Below are 24126 nucleotides of genomic sequence, written 5' to 3' on the forward strand. Positions count from 1 at the left end.
TCCTGCCTGCGCGCCGGGGTGGTCGGTGCTGATCGTGCTCCCGGGTGCACCCGGCCCCCCGACGGGCTCGAGGGGGCCGGGGCACGTCCGGGGGTCGTGCGAGGCGGTCAGAGCGACGCGTAGACCGCCTGCTCCACGTCGACGTAGGTCTTCCAGGCCCCGTCGCGGGCGATGAAGGGCAGGCTGTTGGTGTAGACCGACGCGCAGATACCCGTCGTCCGGTCGACGAAGAAGTGCGTGTTGAACAGCCCCGCCCAGGCACCCGTGCCCGCCCGCCGACCACCGGGGACGTCGACGGTGTTGATCAGCAGCCCGTGGCCCCAGGTCCAGCCGGGGCCGGTGACGAAGCTGTCGGTCGTGGCCGGGTCGGCGGTGGCGATCTCCTCGGGGAACGGGATGTCCCCGAGCTGGCTGCTGAACGCGGCGTCCACGGTGTCCTCCCGCAGGATGCGGACGCCGTCGAGCTCGCCGCCGCGCAGCAGGGCGCGCTGGAAGCGGACGTAGTCCCGGGGCGTGGAGTACAGGCCGTGCCCGCCGGCGAACCACTCCGGCGACTGGTTGAGGATCTCCCCCGCCGAGGTCCAGCCGCCGCCCTCGCCGGGCACGTGCACCGTGACCAGGTCCTTCTTCCGCTCCTCGTCGAGCAGGAACATCGTGTCGGCCATGCCCAGCGGACCGGTGACGCCCTCGGCGACCACCCGGTCCAGGGTCGTCCCGGCGACGGTCTCGACGACCCGGCCGAGCCAGTCGGTGTTGATGCCGTAGACGAAGGACGTGCCGGGGTCGGCGGTGAGCGGGGCCCGGAAGGCCGCCATCGTGCCGGGGACGACGTTCGGCGTGCCGGTGGCGGCCTCCCAGCGGACCAGGTCGGCGTTCCAGAACCAGTAGCCCAGGCCGGTGGTGTGGGTGACCAGCTGGTGCACCGTCGCCTGGCTGGCCGGTGCCCGGTACTGCGGGGTGTCGCCGTCGAAGCCGGTGAGCACCTGCAGGTCGGCGAACTCGGGCAGGTAGTCCGCGACCGGCGCCGACAGGTCCAGCTCGCCGCGCTCGACCTGCTGCAGCGCCACGGTGGTGGCGACCATCTTGGTCATCGACATGATCCGGAACTGGGTCGCGGTGGTGACCGGGTCGTCGCTCTCCCCGGCCACCCGCACCCCGGCGCCGCCCTCGTAGAGCACGCCGTCCCGGTCGGCCACGATCGCCGCGATGTGCGGCACCTCGCCGCTGCCGACCGCCGCCGCGAGCACCGCGTCGATCCTGCTGCCGTCGATCCGTGCGCCCATCGGTGACCTCCGTCGTGTGCGCCGGGTCCGTTCCCGGTGCACCGACGACCCTGGTCGATCCGTGTGACCTGGGTAACCGTCAGCGGCGCGCACTTCGGGTGCCGTCGTCCGCCAGGTGGCGGACGGCGGCCCGTGCCAGGCTCGGCCGGTGTTCGTCACCATCGACCTGTTCAGCGCGCTGATCGACAGCCGAGCCGGCGGCGGTGCGGCGCTGGCCCGGATCGCCGGTGCGGCCGGGCACGACGTGGACGGCGGGGCGCTCTTCGACGACTGGGACGCCCGATGCAAGGCCTCGCAGCGGGACACGGTCGGGTGGATCCCGTTCGCCGAGCACTGCCGGCTGGCCCTGGCCGGCACCTGGGCGGCGCGGGGGTGGTCCGGGGACGTCGGGGCCGCCACCGAGGAGCTGCTGGACTCGCTGCCGAGCTGGCCGACCTGGCCCGACGTCCCGGCGGCCCTCCCCCGGCTGCGCGAGCGGCACCGGGTGGGCGTGCTGTCCAACGTCGACGACGCGCTGCTGGCCCGGACCCGGGTCGCCGGGCTGCTGGACCCCGACGACCTGCTGACCAGCGAGCGGCTGCGGGCCTACAAGCCGGGCCCGGAGATCTACCGCCGGGCGGTGGCCGCCGGCGTGGAGGTGCACGTGCCCGCCTCGGCACGGGACGTCCGGGGCGCGCTGGAGGCCGGGATGGCCGTCGTCCGGGTGGTCCGGCCCGGGCACCGGCTGGACCCCGCCGGGCCGGTGCCCGGGCTCGTGGTGCCCGACCTGCTGGCCCTGCCCGACGTGCTCGCGACGCTGGGCTGACCGCGGTCAGGGGCGGACCGGGTCGATCCGGGGCGGCCGGCGCAGGTGCTCGTAGACCACGCTGGTCCGGACGTCGGCGACCTCGGCCCGCTCGGTCAGCCGGTCGATGACGAAGGCGTAGAGCGCCTCGTTGTCGGCCACCGCGACGTGCAGCAGGAAGTCCTCGGCGCCGGACACCACGAAGAGCCCGATCGTCTCGGGCAGCGCCTGCGCCCAGTCCCGGAAGGCCTCGATCGCCCGGCGGGACGGCGGCCGCACCCGGACGGCGATCAGCGCCTGCACCGGGCGGCCGACGGCGGCCAGGTCGACGTCCAGGGTCGCGCCGCGGATGACCCCGCGGTCGCGCAGCAGCCGGGTGCGCTCCAGCGCGGTGGAGGGCGCCACGCCCACCGCGGCGGCCACGTCGCGGTTGCTCCGCCGGGCATCGGACTGCAGTTCCCGCAGGATCGCCGCATCGAGTTCGTCCACGGGTCCATCCTGCCCGCCGCTGCCGAACGATGTTCGGCAGCGGTCCGGATCGACCCCTCCTGTGCCTAGCGTGACGGCATGACAGCGAACGACGTCCCGGGTCTCCTGCCGACCGAGGTCATCACGGACGAGCCGACCCGCAACGCCCGGTTGAAGTGGGTGGTCCTGGTCGACCCCGCCGTCCCCGCGGGCGAGATGGTGAACGCGGTGGCCTGCATCGCCGCGGCCACCGGCGCTGCGGTGGACAACCTGCTCGGCCCGGGCGGCCCGGACGCCGACGGCGTCGACCACCCGGGCCTGCCGTGGGCCGGCTGCTCGGTGCTGACCGCGACCGCCGAGGAGCTGGCCGCCGTCCGGGCGAAGGCGGTGGCCTCGGTGGGCGTGCTGGTCGTCGACATGCCCCGGTCGGCGCAGACCCACCGGGTGTACGACGGCTCCCTGGCCGAGCTGGCGACCACCGCACCGGCCGACCTGGCCTGCCGCGCGGTGGGCCTGGTCGGCCCGCGCAACCGGATCGCCGCGCTCACCAAGCGGCTGCCGCTGCTCACGTCCTGAGCGCGGCCCTCACTCCCGCCCGGTGAGGTGCGCCCGGACGGCGGTCCCGGCCGGGTCGAGCCAGCCCTTGCTCGCCGCGTAGCCGACCATCCCCTCGAAGCCGGCGACCCACTGCTCGTCGTCGGGTCGGCCCGCTGCCCGCAGCCGGGCCACGTCGAGCCAGGCGTGGTCACCCTCGACGGTGCCCAGCGGGGCCAGCCGGTCGGTCAGCTGGTCGGCGGGGATCTCCGCCGGGGCCAGCACGTCGAGGCTCTTGAGGTCGTCGGCGCCGGTGACCTCGGGGTCGGCGGTGGTGCTCAGGACGATGCGCACGGTGTCTCCTTCAGGTAGGTGGTCGCCGGGGCGGCGGCTGTCCGGTCGCGGGTCCTCAGGCTGATCGGGCCAGCCTGCGGATGTACTCGGCGGACGCCTCCGTCGTCGTGGTCGGTGCGTACTCCAGACCGATCGGGCCGGCGTAGCCCGCGGTCCGCAGGTCGGACAGCCGAGCCGGCCAGTCGATGCCGCCGGTGCCGGGTTCCCCGCGTCCCGCGGAGTCGGCGATCTGCACGTACTCCACGAGGTCGGCGAAGGCGGCGAGTTCCACCGTCGGGTCCTCGCCCTGGGTAACCGAGTGGTAGAGGTCGTAGAGCAACCGGAACGAGTCGGAGCCCACCCTCCGGACCACGTCGGCCGCATCGGCCGTGTGGTCGAGGAGTGCGCCCGGGTGGTCCACCCGGGTGTTCACGGCCTCCAGCAGTAGAGCCACACCCGAACCCTCGATCCTGTCCACGGCCCGGCGGAAGATGCCGGCCAGGCGTTCGTGGTTCGCAGTGCGCGTCGCCCCGCCGTACCCGACGCCCGAGCCGGTGACTACCCGCGGGCAACCGAGGAGGTGAGCAGCCTCGACCGCGCGGTCGAGGCCCGCGGAGAAGGCGTCCGCCGTCTCCCAGGGCAGCGCGAAGTCGGTGCGAGGCTCGACGACGATCGACGTCATCGACACGCCCGTGTCGGCCAGCGCACCGGCGATCGAGGGCAGGTCCTTGCTCGCGGTCCCCCACATCTCGACTGCGTCGAAGCCGGCGGCGGCCGCCGCGCGGACGCGGTCCGCGTGGTCGGGACCCGCCTCGGTGAAGAGCAGCTCGATGTTGGGTGCCAAGCGGTACACGTTGGTCACTCCTGTCCGACGGCCGTGGAGGGGACGGTACGCAGGACGAGTTCGACGAAGGGGTGTCCTCGTCGTCGGCTGGCGGGGCGACCGGCACCAGCCCGGTCAGCGCGGCGGGGCCACGTCCACGTCCACGTCCAGCCAACGGCCGAGCAGCTCCAGCACGGCGTCCAGGTGCTCGTCGGTGGCGCCCGGCGCGGTCAGGTCCACGACGCCGCGGTCGGGGGCCGGCCACCGGACCAGGCCGGACCCGTCGTCGAACCGGAAGGTGCCGGTGTCCGCCCGGCGGGCGGCTCCGCGGTGCAGCACCAGCTGGAAGACGTCCCCCGGTGCGAGGCGGAAGGTGACCCGGTCGACGCCGTCGACGGCGAAGGACGGCGCGTTCCACTTCACCCGCTCCTCGATGCCCGGGCGCAGGGCCAGCACGGCGGCGCGCACCCGCAGGACGTCGTCCCGGCGCGGGTGCTGCAGGGTGTCGAGGTACTGCTCGACGCTGGTGGTGGTCATGCCGTGCAGACCTCAGCCGACCGGCGGACTCATCGGCCGGGTCAGGAACAGCGTGTCGCCGTGGGCGTCGTCGGGCTCCACCCGGTCGGTCGGCTCGAAACCGACGCGCGCGAGGACCCGGAGGGAGGCGCCGTTCCGCCGCCGGACCGTGGCCCACAGTCGCCGGTGCCCCGAGCTGTCGGCCCAGCCCACCACCGCTGCGGCGGCCTCGGTGGCCAGGCCCCGGTGCCAGGCGTGCCGCAGCAGCTCGAACGCGATCTCCGGCTCCCCCGCGGGCACGCGCTCGCCGGCGAGCAGACCGCAGTGCCCGACGACGTCGCCCTGTCCGCGGCGCTCGACGGCGAGCCAGCCGAGCGTGCTCGGCCGCTGCTCCCGGATCCACCGCCCGAGCTCCTCGACCGTGGGCCGACCGTCGCGGCCGGGCCGGCGGTGCGGCGGGACCCGCGGGTCCCGCTCCTCCCACAGCTGCCGGAGGACCGGCGCCTCGGCCACCCGCCAGGGCCGCAGCCGGAGCCGCTCGGTGGTCAGCACGATCCCGTCGGGACCCGGCTCCTCCACGGGGGCGACCCTCCCACGCTCGACGAGGGCGGACCTACCGGCCGAGCTGCTCGACGACCGCCCGGGTGGCATCGGCCAGCAGCCCGTCGTCGCTGTCGGCCTCGGCCGTCCCGCGGTCGGTGAGCAGGACGACGACGAGCGGTGCGCCGCCGTCGTCCGGCTGCACGACCGCGACGTCGTTGCGGGTGCCGTACCCGCCGCTCCCGGTCTTGTCCCCCACCGTCCACCCCGTCGGGACGCCGGCCCGGACGGCCGCGTCGCCGGTGGTGTTCTCCTGCAGCCACTGCAGCAGCAGCGCACGCCGCGGCGGGGTCAGCGCGTCGCCGAGCACGAGCTGCTCGACGGTGCGGCCCAGGCCGGCCGGGGTGGAGGTGTCCCGCGGGTCGCCCGGGGTGGCCTCGTTGAGCGCGGGCTCGGTGCGGTCGACGTTCGTCGTGGTGTTGCCGGCGTCCCGCAGTGCGGCCTGCACCTGGGCCGGACCGCCCAGCTGCTCGACCAGCAGGTTGGCCGCGGTGTTGTCGCTGACCGTGATCGCCGCCCGCATCACCTCGCGCAGCGGCAGACCGACCCCCACGTACTGCGACGTCACCGGCGCGTACTCCAGCACGTCGGCGGCCTCGATCGGCACCACGGCGTCCAGCTGGGCGTCGTCGACCCGCTGCAGCAGGAGGCCGACCAGCACGAGCTTGATGGTCGAGGCGTGCGCGAACCGCTCGTCGACCCGGTGGCCGAGCACCTGCCCGGTGCCGGTGTCCAGCACCCAGGCGCCCACCCGGGCGCCGTAGGCCTGCTCGAGCGCGTCGACACCGGCGAGGGCGGCGACGTCGGGGGTCGTCGTGGACGCCGCCGCGGACGACGGTGCGGACGAGGGGCTGGACGTCGACGCCGTCCCGCCGCTCCCTCCGCAGCCGGCCAGCAGGACCGCGGCCACCAGCACCGCCGCCCTCCGCATCACAGCAGCGCCAGCAGGACGCCGAACCCCAGCGCCCCGGCCGCCACGGCCGGCAGCAGCCAGCGCGCGGCGGCCAGGTGCTGCCGACGGTGGGACCCGAGCACCAGGAGGAGCAGCACCCCCACGCCCCCGGCGACGGCAGCCTGCCCGGGGTGGCCCAGCACGACGCCGAACAGCACGACCGCCTCGGCCAGCCAGGCCGCCACCAGCACGGCGATCCCGAGGCCGCGCTCCCGCCCCTCCCCGGTGCGCCAGGCCCGGCCCGCCAGGCCCAGCACGGCACCGCCGACCACCCCGGCGACGAGCCACACCGCGACCGGCACGGGGGCCACACCGAACCCGCGCGCGGCGGAGACGATGTAGTAGCCCGCCACCTGCGCGGTGCAGGCGAGCACGCCGACCAGGACGGCGGACCGGGTCGAGCGGGCCCACGCGGCGACCAGGAACGGCGCCAGCAGCCACGGCCCGACCGCGTTCGTCAGACCCGACAGGACGGTCGACCCGAGCAGCGTCTGCGCCGGGGACGTCAGCGCCCCGACGGCCACGCCGACGCCGAGGGCGAGCAGCCACCGGACGGGGGCGGTCGGGGGCGCAGCGGTCGGGGCTGCAGCGCTCGAGGACAGGGCGGTGGTCACGCGACCACTGTCGCCCGCCGTCCCCCGTCGCGGATCGCCCCCGGGGTGGAGATCCGCGCCGGCGGTCTCCACCCCCGGGCGGACCCGCCGGCCGGGGTCAGGCCGGCACAGCGGGGGCCGCGACCTGACGGTCCAGCGCGCGTTCCCGCACGAGCAGGAACAGCGGGAACATCAGCGCGAACGCCGTCGGGAGCGACAGCAGGCCGTAGAGCCAGGGCAGCCGCATGCCCACCCGCCGGCCCTCGACGGTCATGAACACCGCGCCCGCGACGAACACGACCAGCAGGTCGACGGCCGCCGAGGACGACGCAGCGTTGGCGAACCAGGCCTCGAGGTACGGGACCGAGCCGGTGTACCGGAGGGTAAACCACCAGGTGCCGACCAGCCCGACCACGGCGGCGACCCCGTAGAACGCCTGCCGGACATGGGTGGCGCGCATGGCTGCTCCTGGTGGCCGGCGTCGGTGGTCAGCGGGCGCCGTGCGCCGGCAGCGCGGCCACGCAGTCGGGCCGCAGGGGGGTCAGCAGGGCCTCGGCGAGGTCCTCCAGCTGCCGGGCCCCCCAGGTGCCCAGCGGCTCGAACACGTGCCGCCGGACCTCCTGGGCGTAGCCCGGTTCGACCTGCGCCACCAGCTCCGCACCGGCCTCGGTCAGCCGGGCCAGCGTGCGCCGGGCGTCGGCCGGGTCGGTGGTCCGGGTGATCCGCCCGCGCTTCTCCAGCCGGGCGACGATCCGCGACAGGTGCGACGGGGTGACGGCGGCGGTGGAGGCCAGCCGGCCCATGTGCACCTCGCGGTCCTCGCCGGCCGACAGGCACCGGAGCACCCCGTACTCCGCGTGGCTCAGGCCGGCGGCGGCCTCGAGGTAGGTGTCGAGCTCGGCGGGGAGCCACATCATCACCCCGACCAGCAGCGACCAGGTGCGGTCCTGCTGGTCGGACAGGCGCTCCATGCCCGCACCCTACCGTTGCTTGCCGCGGAAAGGACCTGGCGTACGTTGCTTTCCGCGGCAAGAGATGCCGCGCGTCGACAGGAGATCCCCCGTGCATGCTGCCCGCTACCACCGCTACGGCGCGCCCGACGTCCTCGTCGTGGAGGAGGCCCCCGAGCCGCACGCCGGTCCCGGCGCCGTCCGCATCGCCGTCCGGGCCGTGAGCGTCAACCCCATCGACGTGCTGCTGCGCGCCGGCCGGCTGGAGTCCGTGCTGCCCCTGGAGCTGCCGGCGATCCCCGGCCGGGACGCCGTCGGGGTGGTCGACGAGGTCGGCGCCGGGGTCGAGGGCACCCGGGTGGGCGACCTTGTCTTCGGCCTGGGCGGGGTCAGCGACACCACGGCGGAGTTCGCGGTGCTGACCGCGTGGAGCGGCGTCCCCGGTGGCTGGTCCACCGAGCAGGCGGCCGCTGCCGGCCTGGCGTCGGCCACCGCGGCCGCCGCGCTGGAGGACCTGGGCGACCTGGCCGGTCGGACGGTGCTGGTCGAGGGTGTCTCCGGCGGCGTCGGCAGCGCGGTCGCGGCGCTCGCGCTGGCCGCCGGGGCCACGGTCGTCGGCACCGCGAGCCAGGCGCACCACGACGCCCTCACCGCCCTGGGCATCCGGGTGACGACCTACGGCGAGGGCCTGGCCGACCGGGTCGCCGCCCTCGCCCCGGACGGCGTGGACGTCGCCGTCCACGCCGCCCCCTCGGCCTCGCTGCCCGACCTGGTGGCGATCGTCGGCGACGCCACCCGGGTCGTCACCGTCGTGGACACCGCAGGCGCGGCCCGCCTGGGCGCGCGCTCGGTCAACGCCCGCAACGACTCCGCCCTGCTCGAGCAGCTCGCCCAGCTGGGCCGGCGCGGGGCGTACACCCCCCGGGTCGCGCACGTCCTCCCGCTGGCGTCCGTCGCCGAGGCCCACGCGCTGGCCGAGGGCGGCACGGGCAAGGTCGTGGTCACCGTCCCCTGACCCGGCCCTGACCGACCGGCGCTGCGGTCACCGGGCGCCGGCGTCCTCCGGGGCGGCCGGCGCACCGAGGGCGGTCAACCCGCACAGCCGCAGGGAGAGGTCGAAGGTCCGGGCGGCGAGGTCGGCGTCGGTGAGGCTGGCGTAGGGCGGCCGCTGCGCGGGCGCCCCGCCCAGGCCCAGGGGGCCGCGGGGACCGAAGAACCGGCCCCCGTCGGCCGCCGGGTCGGTGGCCGCGAGCAGGGCCGGGAGGCCGGCGCTCTCCACCGTGCCGACCACCCACCCGCGGACGGACAGCAGCCGGATCACGCGGCGGCCGGCGGTGTCCCGGCTGCGACCGACCTCGGGACGGGCGGCCAGCAGGGCGGTCGGCGCGATGCCGGGGTGCGCCAGGTTGCTGGTGATCCCCCAGCCGGCGGCCTTGCTGCGCCGGTCCAGCTCCAGGCCGAAGAGCCCCAGCGCGACCTTGGACGAGCGGTAGGCCTTCATCCCGTCGTAGCTGCGCTCCCAGTCCAGGTCCGCCAGGTGCAGCACGCCGCGGTCGGCCGCGATGCTGAGCTGGGACACCACCCGGGCGCGACCGGCGACCAGCAGCGGGTGCAGGTGGGCGACCAGGGCCACGTGGCCCAGGTGGTTGGTGCCGAACTGCAGCTCGTGCCCGTCGACGGTGGTCTGCCGGGTGGGCGGGGTCATCACGCCGGCGTTGAGCACCAGGATGCCGATCGGGGCGCCCTCGGCCCGCAGCTCGTCGCCCAGCGCGGCCACGGAGTCCAACGAGGACAGGTCCATCGTGCGCAGCGACACCTGAGCGCCGGGCACCTCCGCCCGGATGCCGTCGAGTGCGGCCTGGCCCTTGGCGGGGTTGCGGACGGGCAGCACCACCTCGGCGCCGGCGGCGGCCAGCCGGGCGGCGATGAGCCGGCCCATGCCGTCGCTGGCGCCGGTGACGAGGGCACGGGTGCCGGTCAGGTCGGGGACGGTGATGTCGAGGGCTGTGCGGGCCACGGGGACCTCCGGGGTCGGTGTCGAACGGTCGGTGTCGAGCGGGTCGCCGCCGACAGTGCGCGCCGCCGGCCGGGGCAGCCACGGCCTGTCGATCCGTGGCTGGCCGGGCCGGGCCTGCCGCGCAGAGGGGGATCACCAGGTCCTGCCACGCGACGGCGCCGACCGGTACGAAGGAGACCGGTGCGGGAGGAGACCGGCACCGACGAGGGCAGGAGAGCGCGTGGACATCGACCGCACGGGTCTGGCGGACTTCCTGCGCACCTGCCGGGAGGCGCTGCAGCCCGAGGACGTCGGGTTGCCCCGCGGCCAGCGGCGTCGCACCAGCGGACTCCGCCGCGAGGAGGTGGCCGCGCTGTCCCACATGTCCGCCGACTACTACGCCCGCCTCGAGCGCCGGCGGGGGCCGCAGCCGTCGGAGGGCATGGTCGCGGCGATCGCGCAGGGCCTGCACCTGTCCCTCGACCAGCGCGACCACCTGTCCCGCCTCGCCGGCCACCACCCGCCCGCCCGGGGCGCGGAGAGCCAGCACGTCGGGCCGGGCATCCTGCGGATCCTCGACCGGCTCGACGACACCCCGGCCGAGGTGGTGACCGAGCTCGGGGAGACCCTGCGCCAGACCCGGATGGGCATCGCCCTGCTGGGCGACGCCTCGGTGCGGACCGGCCCCGGGCGCAGCCTGGGCCACCGCTGGTTCACCGATCCCGGGTCCCGGTCGCTCTACCACCCCGACGACCACGGCTACCTGTCCCGGGTGTGGGCCTCCGGGCTGCGGGAGGTCATCGCGCTCCGGGGTCCGCGGTCCCGGGCCGCGGCGCTCGCCGAGGACCTGCTGGCGCGCAGCGAGGAGTTCCGGCAGGTCTGGGCCACCCACGAGGTCGGCGTGCGGCCGCGGCCGGTGAAGCGCTTCGTGCACCCGGAGGTCGGCCTGCTGGAGCTGCAGTGCCAGACCCTGTCCGACCCGCAGCAGTCCCACTCGCTGCTGGTCTACACCGCGGTGCCCGGCAGCGAGAGCCACGAGAAGCTGCAGCTGCTGTCGGTGGTCAGCGCCCCCTGACCCTCCGGGACGGATGACGTAGCCCGGCCGCGTCGTGCCACCGGTCCCGGAGGGGTCATCGCACGGTGGGTCGCCGGCCGGCCGGCTGCCTACCCTCGGCACACGTGGACGACGCCGTGCCGCCCCCGGCACCGGTCGCCCCGGTCGACCGGAGGGTGCACCCGTCATGACAGCCCCAGGACCCGGCTCCGTGCTGGTCGTCAGCGCGCACGCCGCCGACTTCGTCTGGCGCGCCGGGGGTGCCCTGGCGCTCTACGCCGACCGCGGCGCCGCGGTGCACGTCGTGTGCCTGAGCTTCGGCGAGCGCGGCGAGTCCCAGGGCCTCTGGAAGCAGGAGGGCATGACCCTGGACGGCGTCAAGACCGCCCGACGCGCGGAGTCCACCGCCGCCGCGCAGGCCCTGGGCGCGACGGTCGAGTTCCTGGACCTCGGCGACTACCCGCTGCGGGTGGACGCCGGCGCCGAGGACACCCTCGTCGCGATCCTGCGCGCGCACGCCCCGGACGTGCTGCTCACCCACGTACCGCACGACCCGTACAACACCGACCACGACCTGGCCCACGCCACCACGCTGCGGACCCGGATGGTCGCCCAGGCGCACGGCCACGACCGCAGCACCGCCCCGCTGGGCGCCCCGCAGGTGTTCCAGTTCGAGCCGCACCAGCCCGAGGTCTGCGGCTTCGTGCCCGACCTGCTGCTGGACGTCTCCCCGGTCTGGGAGCGCAAGCTCGAGGCCATGCGCTGCATGGCCGGCGGCCAGGGTCATCTCGTCGACTACTACACCGACCTCGGCGTCCGGCGCGGCGTGCAGGCCCGGCGCAACGGCGCCCCCGCCGGCGTCACCCACGCCGAGGCCTTCCGGCGGACCTACCCCAGCGTCGGGACGGAGCTGCGATGACCCAGCACGTGGTGGTGCGGACGACGAAGGGCCCGGCGCCGGCCGACCTGGCCGCACTGGCCGGGTTCGGCGTCGCGACCGCGCACGAGGCGGCCGGCCGGACCGGGCTGGTCGGGCCCGAGCTGCGGCCAATCTACCCCGGCTCCAGGATTGCCGGCCGGGCGGTCACCGTGCTGTCCCACCCCGGCGACAACCTGATGATCCACGCCTGCATCGAGCAGTGCCGGGCCGGTGACGTGCTGGTCGTGGCGACCACCTCACGCAGCACCGACGGCATGTTCGGCGAGCTGTTCGCCACCCAGCTGCGGGCCCGCGGCGTGCTGGGCCTGGTCACCGACGCCGGCGTCCGGGACGTCGCCGAGCTGACCGCCATGGACTTCCCGGTCTGGTCCCGGGCGGTGCACGCGCAGGGCACGGCCAAGGCGGTCCCCGGCTCGGTGAACGTGCCCGTGGTGGTGGCCGGCCGGCTGATCACCCCCGGGGACGCCGTGGTCGCCGACGACGACGGGGTGATGTGCGTGCCGCTGGCCGACGTCCCCGCCGTGGTGGCCGCGTCGGCCGCCCGGGAGGCCACGGAGGCCGGGAAGCGGGCGCAGTTCGCCGCCGGCACCCTGGGCCTGGACCTCTACGACCTGCGCCCCACCCTGGAGCGGCTGGGCGTGGTCTACCTGGACGAGGACGACGCCTGACCGGGGGCGGGGCCGCCGGCCCCGCCCCCGCACTCAGGCGCTCGCGACGGCGTCCAGCAGCAGCCGGCTCAGCTCGCGCGGCCGGCTGAGGAACGGCGAGTGCGCGGAGTCGACGTGCACCACGTGGTCCACCCGGCCCTCGGCCATCGCCTCCTGCACGAACGGCGGGATGCCGGTGTCCAGGTCGGCCACCACGTAGGTCGTGGGCACCGCCCGGTGCGCGGTCGCCGGCAGTGGGGTGGTCACCGAGCTCATCGACTGGAACCCCAGCTGCGCCGCGGCCGACGCGGCCACGGCCGGGTCGCAGTCGCCGTAGAAGACCGCGACCGGGTCGGCGGCGGCCATGTGCGTGCCGTCGGCCGAGATGTCCCAGAACGGCGGCGGCGTGCCGCCGCCGGCCTGCAGCAGGGTCGCCCCCTCGTCCAGGACGAAGGCGCACACGTAGACCACGCCCACCACGTCGTCCCGGCCGACCGCGGCTGCGCTCACCGGCAGCCCGCCGTAGGAGTGGCCGACCAGCACCTTGGGCCCCTCGACCGCGTCGAGCACCGCACCGACGGCCGCGATGTCGTCGGCCAGTCCCCCGAGCGCCGCGGCGTCCTGCCCCGAGCTGGGCAGGTCCACCGTCGCCGTCGCCTGCCCCTGGGCGGCCAGCTCGTCGACCACCGTCGACCAGCACCAGGAACCGTGCCAGGCGCCGTGCACCAGCACGAGGGTCGGGGTGGGGTCGGTCTGCGTCATCGTCTGCTGCTCCGTCGCTGGAGTGGGCGCCACCGGGCGGTGGTGCGGGGAGGTGCTGCCCGGAGCCTGCTGCACCGGCCGACCGCTCCGCGCCGGTCCGACGACGCGCCCGCACCGGCCGGGCGACCCGGGCCGGGCGGGTCAGATGTCGCGCCGCACCGGTGCCGCACCGGCCACGGCACCCGGGTCACGCGGAGCACGTCGTCCCCCGGTGTCCTCCCTAGGATTTCGGGAGGCCCGATCGGGCCGGCAGCTCGCGGGAGGTGGGGACCGTGTCGACGTTCGTGCTCGTCCACGGCGCGTGGCACGGCGGGTGGTGCTGGGACCGGGTCGCCCCGGTGCTGCGCGCCGCCGGCCACGAGGTGCACGCGCCCACGCTGACCGGGCTGTCGGAGCGGGCGCACCTGCTCTCGCCGCTGGTCGGGCTGGACACCCACGTCGAGGACGTCGTCCGCCTGCTCGACACCCTCGACCTGCGCGACGTCGTGCTGGTCGGGCACAGCTACGCCGGCCAGGTGGTCACCGCGGTGACCGACCGCCGTCCCGACCGGGTCGCGCTGCGGGTGCACCTGGACGCCTTCGTCGGGGACGACGGCGAGGCCGCCCGCGAGCTGCTGCCCGAGACCGTCGCCCACCACTGGGCCGAGTCCGCCGCCGAGCAGGGCTTCGGCTGGCTGGTCGCCGTCCGCAAGCTGTCGGTGCTGGGCGTCACCGAGCAGGCCGACGTGGACTGGCTGCTGCCCAAGCTCACCCCGCACCCGTGGAAGACCTACACCGACCCGCTCCGGCTGACCGGCGCCGGGGATGGCGTCCCCGCCGCCTTCGTCGAGTGCACCGACTGGATGGGGGTGTTCGCCGGCCAGGCCGACCGGGCCCGCGCCCGCGGCTGGCCCGTGCACGAGATCGCCACCGGCCACGAGGCCATGGTGACCGCTCCCGACGAGCTGGCCGCCCTGCTGGACCGACTCGCCCGCTGAGACTGGAGACCACCGTGGAGTTCCTCGTCCGGACCGAGAACCGCATGCCCCTCGACACCCCGGACGACGTCCGGGAGTCCCTGCGCGCCGGGGAGCGCGCGCGGGCCCAGGAGCTGCGGGACGCCGGCATCCTGCTGCGGCTGTGGCGGGTGCCCGGCCGCAACGCCACCGTCGGGCTCTACGCGGCGGCCGACCCCGCCGAGCTGCACGACGCCCTGGTCTCGCTGCCGATGTGGAAGTACATGGACGTGCAGGTGGAGGCCCTGGCCACCCACCCGCAGGAACGCCGGTGACGCCGGTCGCCGTCGTCACCGGCGCGGCCGGCGGCATCGGGGCGGCCATCGTGCGCCGGCTGGTCGCCGACGGGTTCGCCGTCGCCGCCCTGGACGTGGCACCACCGGCCGACGAGGGCGTGCGGGCGGCGGTCGAGGGCGGCACCGTCGGTTGGTGGGACTGCGACGTCACCGACCCGATCGCCGTGCACGACACCGTGGCCGCCGTGGTGGCCCGGCACGGCCGGCTGGACGCGCTGGTCAACGACGCGGGCCTGCTGTCCGGGCGGGCCAGCTTCCTGGAGACCACGCCCGAGCAGATGCACCGCTTCTTCGACGTCAACGCCGTCGGCGTGCTGCTGATGACGCAGGCCTGCTTCCCGCACCTGCGCGACGCCGAGGCCGGCGGCCGGGTGGTCAACCTGGGCAGCCGCACGTTCTTCACCGGCGGCCCCGGCCAGCTCGCCTACGTGGCCAGCAAGGGCGCGGTGATCGGCATGACCCGGGTGATGGCCCGCGAGCTCGGCGAGCACCGGGTCACCGTCAACGCCGTCGTCCCCGCCCAGGTGGAGACACCGGGCACCCAGGCGCACTCGGGTCCCGAGGTCTTCGCCCGCACCCGGTCGCAGCAGGCCATCCCCGACCCGGTCACCGGGGACGTCGTCGCCGGCACGGTGGCGCACCTGCTCTCCCCCGACGGCCGGCTCACCACCGGCCAGTGCGTGGTGGTGGACGGCGGCGGTCTGCTGCGCTGAGGCTCAGCCGAAGACGACGGTCCGGTTGCCCACCACCGCGACCCGGGTCTCGGTGTGCCAGCGGACCGCGCGGGCCAGCGCCCGGCTCTCGGCTTCCCGGCCGCGGGCGGCCAGGTCGTCGGGACCGTGGGAGTGGTCGACCCGGATGAGCTCCTGCTCGATGATCGGACCCTCGTCGAGGTCGGCGGTGACGTAGTGCGCGGTGGCGCCGATGAACTTCACGCCGCGGGCGTGGGCCTGGTGGTAGGGCCGGGCGCCCTTGAAGCTGGGCAGCATCGAGTGGTGGATGTTGATCGCCCGGCCGGCCAGCGCGCGGCACAGGCCGTCGCTGAGGATCTGCATGTACCGGGCCAGCACGACCAGCTCGACCTCCTCGCGCTCCACCAGCTCGAGCAGCTGCGCCTCGGCGTCGGCCTTGGTGTCCGGCGTGACCGGGATGTGCACGAACCGCACGCCGAAGCTGTCGGCCACCCGGCCCAGGTCCGGGTGGTTGGACACCACCGCGACGACCTCGATGCCCAGCTCACCCACGGAGGCGCGGAAGAGCAGGTCGTGCAGGCAGTGGGCGAACCTGCTCACCATGATCACCACGCGCGGCCGGTGGTTCCGGTCGGCCAGGGTCCAGGTCATCCCGAACCGCTCCGCCAGCGGCTCGACGGCCGCCCGGATGGCCGGCAGGTCCAGCGGGGCGCCGTCGACCCGGGCGAACTCCACGCGCAGGAAGAACTCACCGGTGCTGGGGCTGCCGAACTGGCCGCTCTGCACGATGGTGCAGTCCAGGTCCACCAGCAGGCCGCTGACCGCGTGCACGATGCCGGGGGCGTCGGGGCAGTGCAGCAGCAGCACGCCGTGCTGCGCGCCCAGGGGCGGGGTCATGGCACCTCCAGCAGGGACGGGGCGGGCTGCCCGGCGGCGAGCCGGGCCGCGGTGACGGTGGTGCGCAGCAGCCAGACGTCGGTGACCGGGCCGACGCCGCCGGGGACCGGGGTGATCGCCCGTACCCGCGGGGCCACCGAGGCGAAGTCGACGTCGCCGACCATGTGGACGACGCCGTCCGGGCCGGTCCGGGCGTTGATGCCGACGTCGATGACGACGGCGCCCTCGCTGACGTGCTCGGCCCTGATCAGTCCGGCCTTGCCCGCGGCGACCACCAGCACGTCGGCCCACCGGGTGTGCCGGCCGATGCCGGTGGTCCGGTCGGCCCACTCGTCGACCGACTGCACCGTGGCCTGCCGGGCGTAGCCCAGGCTGATCGCGGGCTTGCCCACGTTGTTCGAGCGGCCGACCACGACGATGTTCGCCCGGTGGTAGAAGTCCGTGCGGTCCTCCCCCACCGAGTCCAGCCAGGTGTCGAGCAGGTGGAACACCGACGCCGCGGTGGACGGCACGAAGCGGGGCACGCCCAGGGCCAGCAGGCCGGCGTTCTCCGGGTGCACGCTCTCGATGTCCTTGGTCGGGTCGATGGCCCGGAACACCACGGACTCGTCCAGGTGCGCCGGCAGCGGGCGCAGCACCAGGATCCCGGAGACGGCCGGGTCGGCGTTCAGCAGCGCCACCTCGGCCAGGACCTCGGGCAGGGTGGTCGCGCCGTCCAGCGCGCGGTGCCGGTAGGGCACGTCCAGCTCGCCGGCCAACCGGCGCAGCCGTCGCTCGTAGGCGCCGGCCCCGTACTCCTGGCCGACCGCCAGGGTGGCCAGGCCGATGCCCACGCCGTCCCGGCGCAGCGCGGCGACGTCGACGGCCAGCTCCTCGCGCAGGGCGCGGGCGCAGGCGCGGCCGTCGATGAGCTGGGCGGTCACGGGAGCCGGGCCAGCCAGCGCTGCCGCCAGGCCTCGGTGGTGTCCAGCTCGTTGAAGGTGAACACGTGCAGGCCCTCGAGCCCGCTGCCCGGGACGCCGAAGGCCGGGGTCAGCTGCTGGATCAGCTTGTCCGGGCTGTAGCCGCCGGGCAGGAAGAACCGCCAGAACATGTTCTGCTGCTTCTTCAGGAACCGGGCGGACTGGCCCAGGCCGAGGCCGGCCGACACCCGGATCAGCTTCTGCCGGCTGATCGCCCCGGGGATGCCCACCCGGACCGGCAGGGTGACCCCGCGCTCGTAGGCCGTGCGGGCCCACCGCACGGTGGTCGCGGCGTCGAAGCACAGCTGGGTGATGACCTGGGTGGCGTGCTCGGCCTTGGCCTCCAGCGCGCGCTCGACGAGCTCGTCGGCGATGCTGCCGTGCCCCTCCGGGTAGCCGCCGATCCCGACCGTGCTGAACGGGCGGCCCATCTCGTCCAGGGCCTCCAGCAGGCCGAGGGCGTCGGTGAAGTCACCGGCCGGCTCGGCGGCGTCCCCGCCGATCACGAAGACCCGGTCGACGCCGGCCTCGCGCAGCTGGGCCACCAGGTCGGCCAGGTGCGCCCGGTCCCGGACCAGCCGGGCCGCCAGGTGCGGCGCGGCCCGGTACCCGGCGGCGGTCAGCCGGACGGCGAGGTCCACGGTCGGGCCCAGGCCCTTGGCCTCGGTGGTGGTGACGGTGAGCGCGACGTCGGTGGGGACGTCGGCCAGCACCTTGTCCTCGGCCGTCTTGAAGGGCAGCACCTCGTAGGTGGCGTCGCGGAGGGCGGCGGCGAGCTGGGCCCGGCCGGCCCGCGGCAGCCCGGCGTCCGGGCGGGAGACCACGGCCATCACCGGTCCCGGTAGCTGCTGCGGGCGAACTGGACGTAGGGGGCCTGGGCCACCGTGGCGCGGATGTCGACCACCCGGTGCTCCTCGACCTGCGGCTTGCGCGAGTTCGGCTCCTCGCCCCAGCGGACGACGACCTCGGTGCCGGGCTCGGCGCAGGCCAGGTCCACCGCGGCGAGGGAGACCATCACCCGCTCGTTGGCGATGTAGCCGCAGTCCAGGGAGACGCCGACCGGCCGGCCGTCGAGCAACACCTGGTCCTCCTGGTGCAGCGCGTAGCGGATCTTGGGCAGGTCCAGGTACTTCGCGCCCGGGCCCTCCTCGACCAGCGATCCCATGGCCGCGGCGACGTCCTCGGGGTGCCACACCAGGGTGACTTTTCGCCTGGGCGGGGCGACCGCGAGCGCCTCCAGTGCCGCCCGGCCGACGAAGTCGTGGTCGAACTTCACGTTCCGGTCGTAGCCCAGGTCGTAGGGGGTCAGGTAGTAGTCGGCGATGTCGGCGGAGTCCACGCTGCCGCCGATCGCGCCGATCGCCGAGGCCGGCAGCCACTCCCGGTACTCCTGCAGCAGCGGGTCGTCGCCGAAGACCGCCGGGATCGGGGCGGGCACCCACCCGGACTCCAGGTTGGCCGTGGAGTAGGCCTTGGCGCCGGCCCGGACCAGGCCGTGGTCGGCGCCGGCGGTCAGCAGCGCCTGCAGCACCCGCTCGCCGTCGGCCCAGGGCCCGAACAGCTCGAAGCCGGGCTGGCCGGCCATGCCGTGCCGCAGCGCCCGCACGGTGGCGCCGTCGACGGTGAAGGTGGCCATGTGGAAGAACTTCGTGTCCGGCAGCGGCGCGCCGGTGGCCTGCTCGAGGACGGCGGCCGCGGTCGGCCCCTGCAGCTCGTAGCGGTACAGGCGGGGCGGGCCGTCGGTGCGGACGGCGGAGTTGTCGTCGCGCTCGGCGGTGACGTCGTGGTCGCCGCGCTGCAGGTGGAACAGCACCCAGTCGATGACCATCGGGTGGCCGACCAGGTCGAACAGCTCGTCCTCCAGGTGGAAGAGGATCGCGTCGCCGATCAGCTGCCCGTCGGGGTTGACCGCCACGAACTGCTTGGCCTTGTCCACGCCGAAGCCCTCGAAGGAGTTCACCGCCAGCCCGCGCAGCAGGTCCAGCGCGCCGGGCCCGGACAGGAACAGGTCGGTCATGTGGTGCGACTGGTCCAGCAGGGCGCAGGTCTCCGCCCAGGCCCGCTGCTCCGAGCGCCAGTTGGTGAACTCCGGCGCGACCGGGAACGTCATGGCCCGGGCCGCCGAGTGCCGCAGCAGCTCGACCGGGGAGCCGGCGCGGTCGACGGCGGCTGCCAGGGACTCGGACGTCATCTGCGGGTGGCCTTCCCTCGGGGGCGGCGCCGGGGACCCGGCACCTGACCTGGTTCGACGGTAGGGACGGCACCGGTCTCGGAGGATCGCGCGGATGACCGGACCTCGGTGGGCGGCCGTCGTGCCCCGGGTAGGGCATGTGACGTAGCCCGGGCGCGCAGAGCGACGATCCGCCGCCGACGGCCGTCGACCACGATGGTCCGGTGTCCGTCCCCGCTGCGCCCGACCCCTGCTGGGCGCGGTTCGACGACCTGGTCGCCGGGCAGGCCCTGCTGTTCAGCACCCCGCCGCGGGTGCTGGCCGCCTGGACCCCGGCCGAGGTCCCCGGCGTGCTCGCCGCGGTGGAGCAGGCGTGCGCACAGGGCTCCTGGGCGGCCGGGTTCGTCGCCTACGAGGCGGCGGCGGGGCTCGGGGCCGGGTTGCCGGTGCACCCGCCCGAGGAGGGGCTGCCGCTGGTCTGGTTCGGCGTCGTGGACGACGCCCCCGAGGCCGGCCCGCCGATCACCGCCGACGCCGGCACCGGGCACCGCACCGGCCCGTGGGTCGCCGACGCGGGCCGGGCCACGCACGCCGCCGCGGTGGCCGCCGTCCGCGAACGGATCGCCGCCGGGGACACCTACCAGGTCAACCTCACCACCCGGCTGCGCGCCCGCACCGCCGGCGACCCGTTGAGCCTGTACGCCGACCTGGCGCTGGCCCAGCGCGGGAGCGGCAACGCCTACCTGGACACCGGCCGGTTCGCCGTCGCCAGCGCCAGCCCGGAGCTGTTCTTCACCCGGGACGGCGACCAGGTGGTGATGGCGCCGATGAAGGGCACCGCCGCGCGGGGCCCGACCACCGCGGCCGACCAGCTGGCCCGGGCCGCGCTGCTGGCCAGCCCGAAGGAGCGCGCCGAGAACGTGATGATCGTGGACCTGGTCCGCAACGACCTGGCCCAGGTGGCCGTCGTCGGCGGGGTCGAGGTCACCCGGTTGCTGTCGGCCGAGCGCTACCCCACGGTGCACCAGCTGACCTCGGAGGTCCGGGCGCAGCTCCGCCCGGGCACCGGGCTGGTCGACCTGTTCACCGCGCTGTTCCCGTGCGGGTCGATCACCGGGGCGCCCAAGACGTCGACGACGGCGCTGATCACCGAGCTCGAGCCCGGCCCGCGCGGCGTCTACTGCGGGGCCGTCGGGTACGTGGGGCCGGCGGCGCACGCCCGGTTCACCGTCGCCATCCGGACCGCCGTGGTCGACCGGTCGGCCGGGACGGCGGTCTACGGCGTCGGCGGGGGCATCACCTGGAGCTCCGAGGCAGAGGCGGAGTACGCCGAGCTGGAGACCAAGGCCCGGATCCTGGCCGCCCCGCCGGCGGCCTTCGAGCTGCTGGAGACGATGCGGCACGAGGCCGGCCGCGGGCTGGTCGCCTGGCCCGGCCACCGCGCCCGGCTCACCGACTCGGCGGCCTACTTCGGGTTCCGCCTCGACGTCCCGGCGGTGGAGGCCGCCCTGCAGCAGGCGCTGGCCGGTGCCGGGGACGCCCGGGTCCGGCTGCGCTGCGGACCCGACGGCGAGGTCGCCGTGGACCTGGCCGGCCTGCCCGCCCCGCGCGACCTGGTCCGGCTGGCCGTGGACGACGAGCCGGTCGACGAGACCGTCTGCTGGCCACACCACAAGACGACGCTGCGGGCGCCCTACGACACCCGGCTGGCCCGGCACCCCGGGGCCGACGACATGGTGCTGGTGAACACCCGCGGCGAGGTCACCGAGACCTGCCGGGCCACCCTCGCCGTCCGGCTGGACGGCGTCTGGTGGACCCCGCCGCTGGGCGGCGGCTGCCTGCCCGGGGTGGCCCGCGCCGCCGCCGTGGCGTCCGGCCGGCTGCGCGAGCGGGCCCTCGTCCCGGACGACCTGGTCCGGGCCGAGGGCCTCGCCGTGCTGAACGCGCTGCGCGGCTGGGAGCCGGCCACCCTGGTCTAGCCGGCGGCGACCGGCGCGCGGTTGTCGAACAGGGCCAGGCCGGCGGCGGTGTTGGACGCCGGCACGTGGTAGGCCGAGTGCACCTTGGTGATCTCGGCGTTCATCGCCCCGCGCATGACCAGCCACATGATCAGCTCGATGCCCTCGGACCCGGCCTCGCGGATGTAGTCCTCGCGGGTCATCGCGGCCAGCTTCTGCGGGTCGTGCTGGATGGCGTCGAGGAACATGTGGTCGAAGGTCGGGTTGATGAATCCCGCCCGGGTGCCGGCGAGCTGGTGCGACATGCCGCCGGTGCCCAGCACGCCGACCGTGATGTCCTCCGGGAAGCTGGCCAGCGCCCGGCCGAGGGCCTGGCCGAGGGCGTAGCAGCGGGCCGCGGTGGGCTGCGGGTAGCGGATGACGTTGACCATGATCGGGATGACCGGGCAGGGCCAGGCGTCCCCGGGGTCCGGCGTCCACACCGACAGCGGCACGGTGAAGCCGTGGTCGACGTCCAGCTCGCCGAAGACGGTGAGGTCGAACCCCTCGTCGACCAGCTGCTGCAGCAGGTGGAACGACAGCTCCGGATGACCCAGCACGTCGGGCACCGGGCGCTTGCCGAACCCCTCGTCGGCCACGGTGTACCGGTCGGCGGTGCCGATGCCGAACGTCGGCACGATGTCCAGGTCGACGCCGTTGGCGTGGTCGTTGTAGATCAGCACCGCGACGTCGGGCGTGTGGTCGGCCAGCCACTCCCGGGCCGGCCGGTAGCCCTCGAAGAGGGGGGCCCAGACCGGCTCGGCGGTCATGCCGCGGTCCATGGCCGCCCCGATCGACGGCACGTGCGAGGTCCCCAGACCCCAGATGACCTCAGACATCGGTGCGTCCTCCCGCGAGCATGGCGGCCTTGAAGTCCGCCTCGGTCATCCCGGTGAAGACCCCACCGAGGTACTGCATGGACAGCCCGTCCATCAGCGCCAGCTTGTAGATGTAGAAGATGCTGCCGCCCAGGTCGAGCATCGCCTGCCAGTCCCGGTCCAGCACGGCCCGCGTCTGCTCCGGGCTCAGCGCGAACCGGGCGCAGTACGCCGTCTCGTCGGCCAGGAACGTGGCCCGGGCCTGCTCGTCGCGCAGGGACATGAACAGCTTGTTCATCGCCCGCCCGCGCCGGCTGCTGGGGCCGTCGAACAGGTAGGTCTCCGCCGCGGTGGGGCTGCTCGGGCTGGTCATGCGGGCTCCCTGGTGCCGGTGGCGCGGTCGCCGTGGTGCGGCGTGCCGTCGACGCTAGGACCACGGGGGCGGCCGTGCACCGCCTGGACGTCCCGACCGTGCCCGCCGCAGCGGGGGTGCCGCACGCGACATCTGTCCTGCCCGGACGCGTCGCGTCCGACGCCGATCCCCCGCCATTCCTCGGGTCCGCCGCGTCCCCGGGGTCCCTAGCGTCAGGGAGGGGACCCGACCGTGGTCACCGGGGCAGCAGCGACCAGAACGGGTAGGACATGACAGCCACGAACCTGCAGGACGTGTTGGACCAGTCGGGCGGCACCGTGGAGTTGCTGCGCAACTCCCAGCTGGGCACCTACATCTACCCCGTCGTGCCCTCGGAGTTCACGAACTTCCGCCGCGAGGTCACCGCCTGGCAGCAGACCGCCGTGCTGTTCGACCAGTCCCACCACATGACCAACCTGTGGGTCTCGGGCGCCGACGCGCTGAAGCTGTTCACCGACACCGGGATCAACAGCACCGCGGTCTTCCCGGTCGACTCGGCCAAGCAGTTCGTCCCGGTCTCCCCCGACGGCGGCGTCATCGGCGACGGCATCCTCTTCCGCCTGGCCGAGGACCAGTTCGTCTACGTCGGCCGCGCCCCGGTGGCCAACTGGCTGATGTTCCAGGCCGAGACCGGCGGCTACGACGTCGACGTCCGCAACGACCCCCGCTCCCCCTCGCGGCCCTACGGCAAGCAGGTCACCCGGGACGTCTGGCGCTTCCAGATCCAGGGCCCGCGCGCCTGGGAGGTCATCGAGAAGGTCAACGGCGGCACCGTCGACAAGGTCAAGTTCTTCCGGATGGGCACCATGACCATCGCCGGCCAGGAGATCCGCACGCTGCGGCACGGCATGGCCGGCGCCCCGGGGCTGGAGATCTGGGGCCCGTACGACAGCTACGACGTCGTCCGCGAGGCCATCCTGGAGGCCGGGGCCGAGTTCGGCCTGGAGCCCGCCGGTGCCCGCGCCTACAGCTGCAACACCCTGGAGTCGGGCTGGATCCCCTCCCCGCTGCCGGCGATCTACACCGGCGAGGAGCTGCGGGCCTACCGCGAGTGGCTGCCCGCGCAGGGCTACGAGGCCACCAACGCCCTGGCCGGCAGCTTCGTCTCCGACGACATCACCGACTACTACACGAATCCGTGGGAGCTCGGGTACGGCAACTTCGTCAAGTTCGACCACGACTTCATCGGCCGCAGCGCGCTGGAGGCGATCGACCCGACGACGCAGCGCCGCAAGGTCACCCTGGCCTGGAACGCCGACGACGTCGCCGAACTGCTCGCCTCGCCGGTGCGTCCGGGCCCGGGCTACCAGTTCTTCGACCTGCCCAACGCCAACTACGGCTCGTCGAACTTCGACTCGGTCCTGGACGCCGACGGCACCGTCGTCGGGCTGTCGATGTTCACCGGCTACAGCGCCAACGAGCGCACCGCGCTGTCCCTGGCGACCGTGGCCCCCGACGTCCCGCTGGGCGCCGAGGTCACCGTGGTCTGGGGCGAGCCCGACGGCGGCTCGCGCAAGACCACCGTGCAGCCGCACGAGCAGTTCTCCGTGCGGGCGATCGTCAGCCCCACCCCGTACGCCGCCATGGCGCGGGAGACCTACCAGCAGGGCTGGCGCACCAGCGCGAGCTGAGCACCCGGCGGTGCGGGCCCC

Annotated in this window: 29 protein-coding genes; 11 read left to right on the plus strand and 18 right to left on the minus strand. The window is 75.0% G+C overall.

What is annotated here, in order from left to right:
- Nucleotides 1-107 precede the first annotated feature (107 nt).
- Nucleotides 108-1283 (minus strand): serine hydrolase domain-containing protein, encoded by a 1176-nt coding sequence (locus LFA75_RS22530; protein WP_225235810.1) that lies wholly within the window; start codon nt 1281-1283, stop codon nt 108-110.
- A 148-nt stretch (nt 1284-1431) separates the two neighbouring features.
- On the opposite strand from LFA75_RS22530, the gene LFA75_RS22535 reads away from it, so the two are divergent.
- On the plus strand, nt 1432-2088 hold the full coding sequence (locus tag LFA75_RS22535) for an HAD family hydrolase (RefSeq protein WP_225235811.1): 657 nt from the start codon (nt 1432-1434) through the stop codon (nt 2086-2088).
- Between the two features lie 6 nt (nt 2089-2094).
- Here LFA75_RS22535 and LFA75_RS22540 read toward each other — a convergent pair whose 3' ends face one another.
- A complete protein-coding gene (locus LFA75_RS22540) occupies nt 2095-2556 on the minus strand; it encodes an Lrp/AsnC family transcriptional regulator (RefSeq protein WP_225235812.1) in 462 nt (153 codons plus the stop codon).
- A gap of 78 nt (nt 2557-2634) precedes the next feature.
- Between LFA75_RS22540 and LFA75_RS22545 the strand changes: the two genes are divergently transcribed.
- On the plus strand, nt 2635-3111 hold the full coding sequence (locus tag LFA75_RS22545; RefSeq protein ID WP_225235813.1) for a DUF2000 domain-containing protein: 477 nt from the start codon (nt 2635-2637) through the stop codon (nt 3109-3111).
- Nucleotides 3112-3120: 9 nt separating this feature from the next.
- Here LFA75_RS22545 and LFA75_RS22550 read toward each other — a convergent pair whose 3' ends face one another.
- From LFA75_RS22550 to LFA75_RS22585, 8 genes are all read right to left on the minus strand, one after another.
- Nucleotides 3121-3423, minus strand: a complete 303-nt coding sequence (locus LFA75_RS22550; protein WP_225235814.1) for a hypothetical protein — start codon at nt 3421-3423, stop codon at nt 3121-3123.
- A 55-nt stretch (nt 3424-3478) separates the two neighbouring features.
- Nucleotides 3479-4255 (minus strand): TIM barrel protein, encoded by a 777-nt coding sequence (locus LFA75_RS22555; RefSeq protein WP_225235815.1) that lies wholly within the window; start codon nt 4253-4255, stop codon nt 3479-3481.
- A 105-nt stretch (nt 4256-4360) separates the two neighbouring features.
- The gene (locus LFA75_RS22560; RefSeq protein WP_225235816.1) at nt 4361-4762 is read right to left on the minus strand and encodes a DUF1801 domain-containing protein; all 402 of its coding nucleotides are present in this window, start codon (nt 4760-4762) and stop codon (nt 4361-4363) included.
- 12 nt (nt 4763-4774) lie between these two features.
- On the minus strand, nt 4775-5320 hold the full coding sequence (locus LFA75_RS22565) for a GNAT family N-acetyltransferase (RefSeq protein ID WP_225235817.1): 546 nt from the start codon (nt 5318-5320) through the stop codon (nt 4775-4777).
- A gap of 34 nt (nt 5321-5354) precedes the next feature.
- Nucleotides 5355-6272, minus strand: coding sequence for a class A beta-lactamase (gene bla, locus LFA75_RS22570; RefSeq protein WP_225235818.1), 918 nt, complete (start codon nt 6270-6272; stop codon nt 5355-5357).
- Nucleotides 6272-6907, minus strand: a complete 636-nt coding sequence (locus LFA75_RS22575; RefSeq protein ID WP_225235819.1) for a DUF6518 family protein — start codon at nt 6905-6907, stop codon at nt 6272-6274. The genes bla and LFA75_RS22575 overlap by 1 nt, the downstream gene beginning before the upstream one ends.
- 97 nt (nt 6908-7004) lie before the next feature.
- The gene (locus LFA75_RS22580; RefSeq protein WP_225235820.1) at nt 7005-7346 is read right to left on the minus strand and encodes a DUF2834 domain-containing protein; all 342 of its coding nucleotides are present in this window, start codon (nt 7344-7346) and stop codon (nt 7005-7007) included.
- 28 nt (nt 7347-7374) lie between these two features.
- Nucleotides 7375-7857, minus strand: a complete 483-nt coding sequence (locus tag LFA75_RS22585) for a MarR family winged helix-turn-helix transcriptional regulator (protein ID WP_225235821.1) — start codon at nt 7855-7857, stop codon at nt 7375-7377.
- Between the two features lie 91 nt (nt 7858-7948).
- Between LFA75_RS22585 and LFA75_RS22590 the strand changes: the two genes are divergently transcribed.
- Nucleotides 7949-8851 carry an NADP-dependent oxidoreductase gene (locus LFA75_RS22590; protein ID WP_225235822.1) on the plus strand — a complete coding sequence of 301 codons (903 nt, stop codon included), beginning with the start codon at nt 7949-7951 and terminating at the stop codon, nt 8849-8851.
- Nucleotides 8852-8878: 27 nt separating this feature from the next.
- Here LFA75_RS22590 and LFA75_RS22595 read toward each other — a convergent pair whose 3' ends face one another.
- Nucleotides 8879-9853, minus strand: coding sequence for an SDR family oxidoreductase (locus LFA75_RS22595; RefSeq protein ID WP_225235823.1), 975 nt, complete (start codon nt 9851-9853; stop codon nt 8879-8881).
- Between the two features lie 220 nt (nt 9854-10073).
- Between LFA75_RS22595 and LFA75_RS22600 the strand changes: the two genes are divergently transcribed.
- The 3 genes from LFA75_RS22600 (at nt 10074) to LFA75_RS22610 (ending at nt 12494) form a co-directional block, all read left to right on the plus strand.
- On the plus strand, nt 10074-10907 hold the full coding sequence (locus tag LFA75_RS22600; RefSeq protein WP_225235824.1) for a helix-turn-helix transcriptional regulator: 834 nt from the start codon (nt 10074-10076) through the stop codon (nt 10905-10907).
- A 166-nt stretch (nt 10908-11073) separates the two neighbouring features.
- Nucleotides 11074-11805 (plus strand): PIG-L deacetylase family protein, encoded by a 732-nt coding sequence (locus LFA75_RS22605; RefSeq protein ID WP_225235825.1) that lies wholly within the window; start codon nt 11074-11076, stop codon nt 11803-11805.
- Nucleotides 11802-12494 carry a 4-carboxy-4-hydroxy-2-oxoadipate aldolase/oxaloacetate decarboxylase gene (locus tag LFA75_RS22610; RefSeq protein ID WP_225235826.1) on the plus strand — a complete coding sequence of 231 codons (693 nt, stop codon included), beginning with the start codon at nt 11802-11804 and terminating at the stop codon, nt 12492-12494. The genes LFA75_RS22605 and LFA75_RS22610 overlap by 4 nt, the downstream gene beginning before the upstream one ends.
- A 33-nt stretch (nt 12495-12527) precedes the next feature.
- On the opposite strand, the gene LFA75_RS22615 is transcribed toward LFA75_RS22610, so the two are convergent.
- Entirely contained in the window at nt 12528-13235 is a 708-nt protein-coding gene (locus LFA75_RS22615; RefSeq protein ID WP_225235827.1) for an alpha/beta fold hydrolase, read from the minus strand.
- A 272-nt stretch (nt 13236-13507) separates the two neighbouring features.
- Between LFA75_RS22615 and LFA75_RS22620 the strand changes: the two genes are divergently transcribed.
- From LFA75_RS22620 to LFA75_RS22630, 3 genes are read left to right on the plus strand one after another with little or no spacing between them, the layout of a single operon-like run.
- Complete coding sequence (locus tag LFA75_RS22620) at nt 13508-14212, plus strand: alpha/beta fold hydrolase (RefSeq protein WP_225235828.1); 705 nt, start codon at nt 13508-13510, stop codon at nt 14210-14212.
- 14 nt (nt 14213-14226) lie between these two features.
- Nucleotides 14227-14505 carry a muconolactone Delta-isomerase family protein gene (locus tag LFA75_RS22625; protein WP_225235829.1) on the plus strand — a complete coding sequence of 93 codons (279 nt, stop codon included), beginning with the start codon at nt 14227-14229 and terminating at the stop codon, nt 14503-14505.
- Nucleotides 14502-15239, plus strand: a complete 738-nt coding sequence (locus LFA75_RS22630) for an SDR family NAD(P)-dependent oxidoreductase (protein ID WP_225235830.1) — start codon at nt 14502-14504, stop codon at nt 15237-15239. The genes LFA75_RS22625 and LFA75_RS22630 overlap by 4 nt, the downstream gene beginning before the upstream one ends.
- Nucleotides 15240-15242: 3 nt before the next feature.
- Here the strand turns inward: LFA75_RS22630 and purU are convergent, their stop codons facing one another.
- Genes purU through LFA75_RS22650 form a run of 4 tightly spaced genes read right to left on the minus strand, consistent with a single transcriptional unit; the run spans nt 15243 to nt 19268 of the window.
- Nucleotides 15243-16115 carry a formyltetrahydrofolate deformylase gene (gene purU, locus LFA75_RS22635; protein WP_225235831.1) on the minus strand — a complete coding sequence of 291 codons (873 nt, stop codon included), beginning with the start codon at nt 16113-16115 and terminating at the stop codon, nt 15243-15245.
- Nucleotides 16112-17038 (minus strand): bifunctional 5,10-methylenetetrahydrofolate dehydrogenase/5,10-methenyltetrahydrofolate cyclohydrolase, encoded by a 927-nt coding sequence (locus tag LFA75_RS22640; RefSeq protein WP_225235832.1) that lies wholly within the window; start codon nt 17036-17038, stop codon nt 16112-16114. Before LFA75_RS22640 ends, purU begins: the two co-directional genes overlap by 4 nt.
- Entirely contained in the window at nt 17035-17907 is an 873-nt protein-coding gene (locus LFA75_RS22645) for a methylenetetrahydrofolate reductase (RefSeq protein ID WP_225235833.1), read from the minus strand. Before LFA75_RS22645 ends, LFA75_RS22640 begins: the two co-directional genes overlap by 4 nt.
- On the minus strand, nt 17907-19268 hold the full coding sequence (locus LFA75_RS22650) for an aminomethyl transferase family protein (RefSeq protein WP_225235834.1): 1362 nt from the start codon (nt 19266-19268) through the stop codon (nt 17907-17909). The genes LFA75_RS22645 and LFA75_RS22650 overlap by 1 nt, the downstream gene beginning before the upstream one ends.
- Nucleotides 19269-19471: 203 nt before the next feature.
- Here LFA75_RS22650 and pabB point away from each other — a divergent pair, with 203 nt between their 5' ends.
- A complete protein-coding gene (gene pabB / locus LFA75_RS22655) occupies nt 19472-21226 on the plus strand; it encodes an aminodeoxychorismate synthase component I (RefSeq protein ID WP_225235835.1) in 1755 nt (584 codons plus the stop codon).
- Here pabB and LFA75_RS22660 read toward each other — a convergent pair.
- Nucleotides 21223-22083: a class III extradiol dioxygenase subunit beta gene (locus LFA75_RS22660; RefSeq protein WP_225235836.1), complete on the minus strand. Its 861-nt coding sequence runs from the start codon at nt 22081-22083 to the stop codon at nt 21223-21225. The two genes, pabB and LFA75_RS22660, sit on opposite strands and share 4 nt — an antisense overlap.
- A complete protein-coding gene (locus LFA75_RS22665) occupies nt 22076-22435 on the minus strand; it encodes a protocatechuate 3,4-dioxygenase (RefSeq protein ID WP_225235837.1) in 360 nt (119 codons plus the stop codon). The genes LFA75_RS22660 and LFA75_RS22665 overlap by 8 nt, the downstream gene beginning before the upstream one ends.
- A gap of 269 nt (nt 22436-22704) precedes the next feature.
- On the opposite strand from LFA75_RS22665, the gene ligM reads away from it, so the two are divergent.
- Nucleotides 22705-24105, plus strand: coding sequence for a vanillate/3-O-methylgallate O-demethylase (gene ligM / locus LFA75_RS22670; RefSeq protein ID WP_225235838.1), 1401 nt, complete (start codon nt 22705-22707; stop codon nt 24103-24105).
- Nucleotides 24106-24126 lie beyond the last annotated feature (21 nt).

Source organism: Klenkia terrae (assembly GCF_900491935.1).
GTDB classification, from domain to species: Bacteria; Actinomycetota; Actinomycetes; order Mycobacteriales; family Geodermatophilaceae; genus Klenkia; species Klenkia terrae.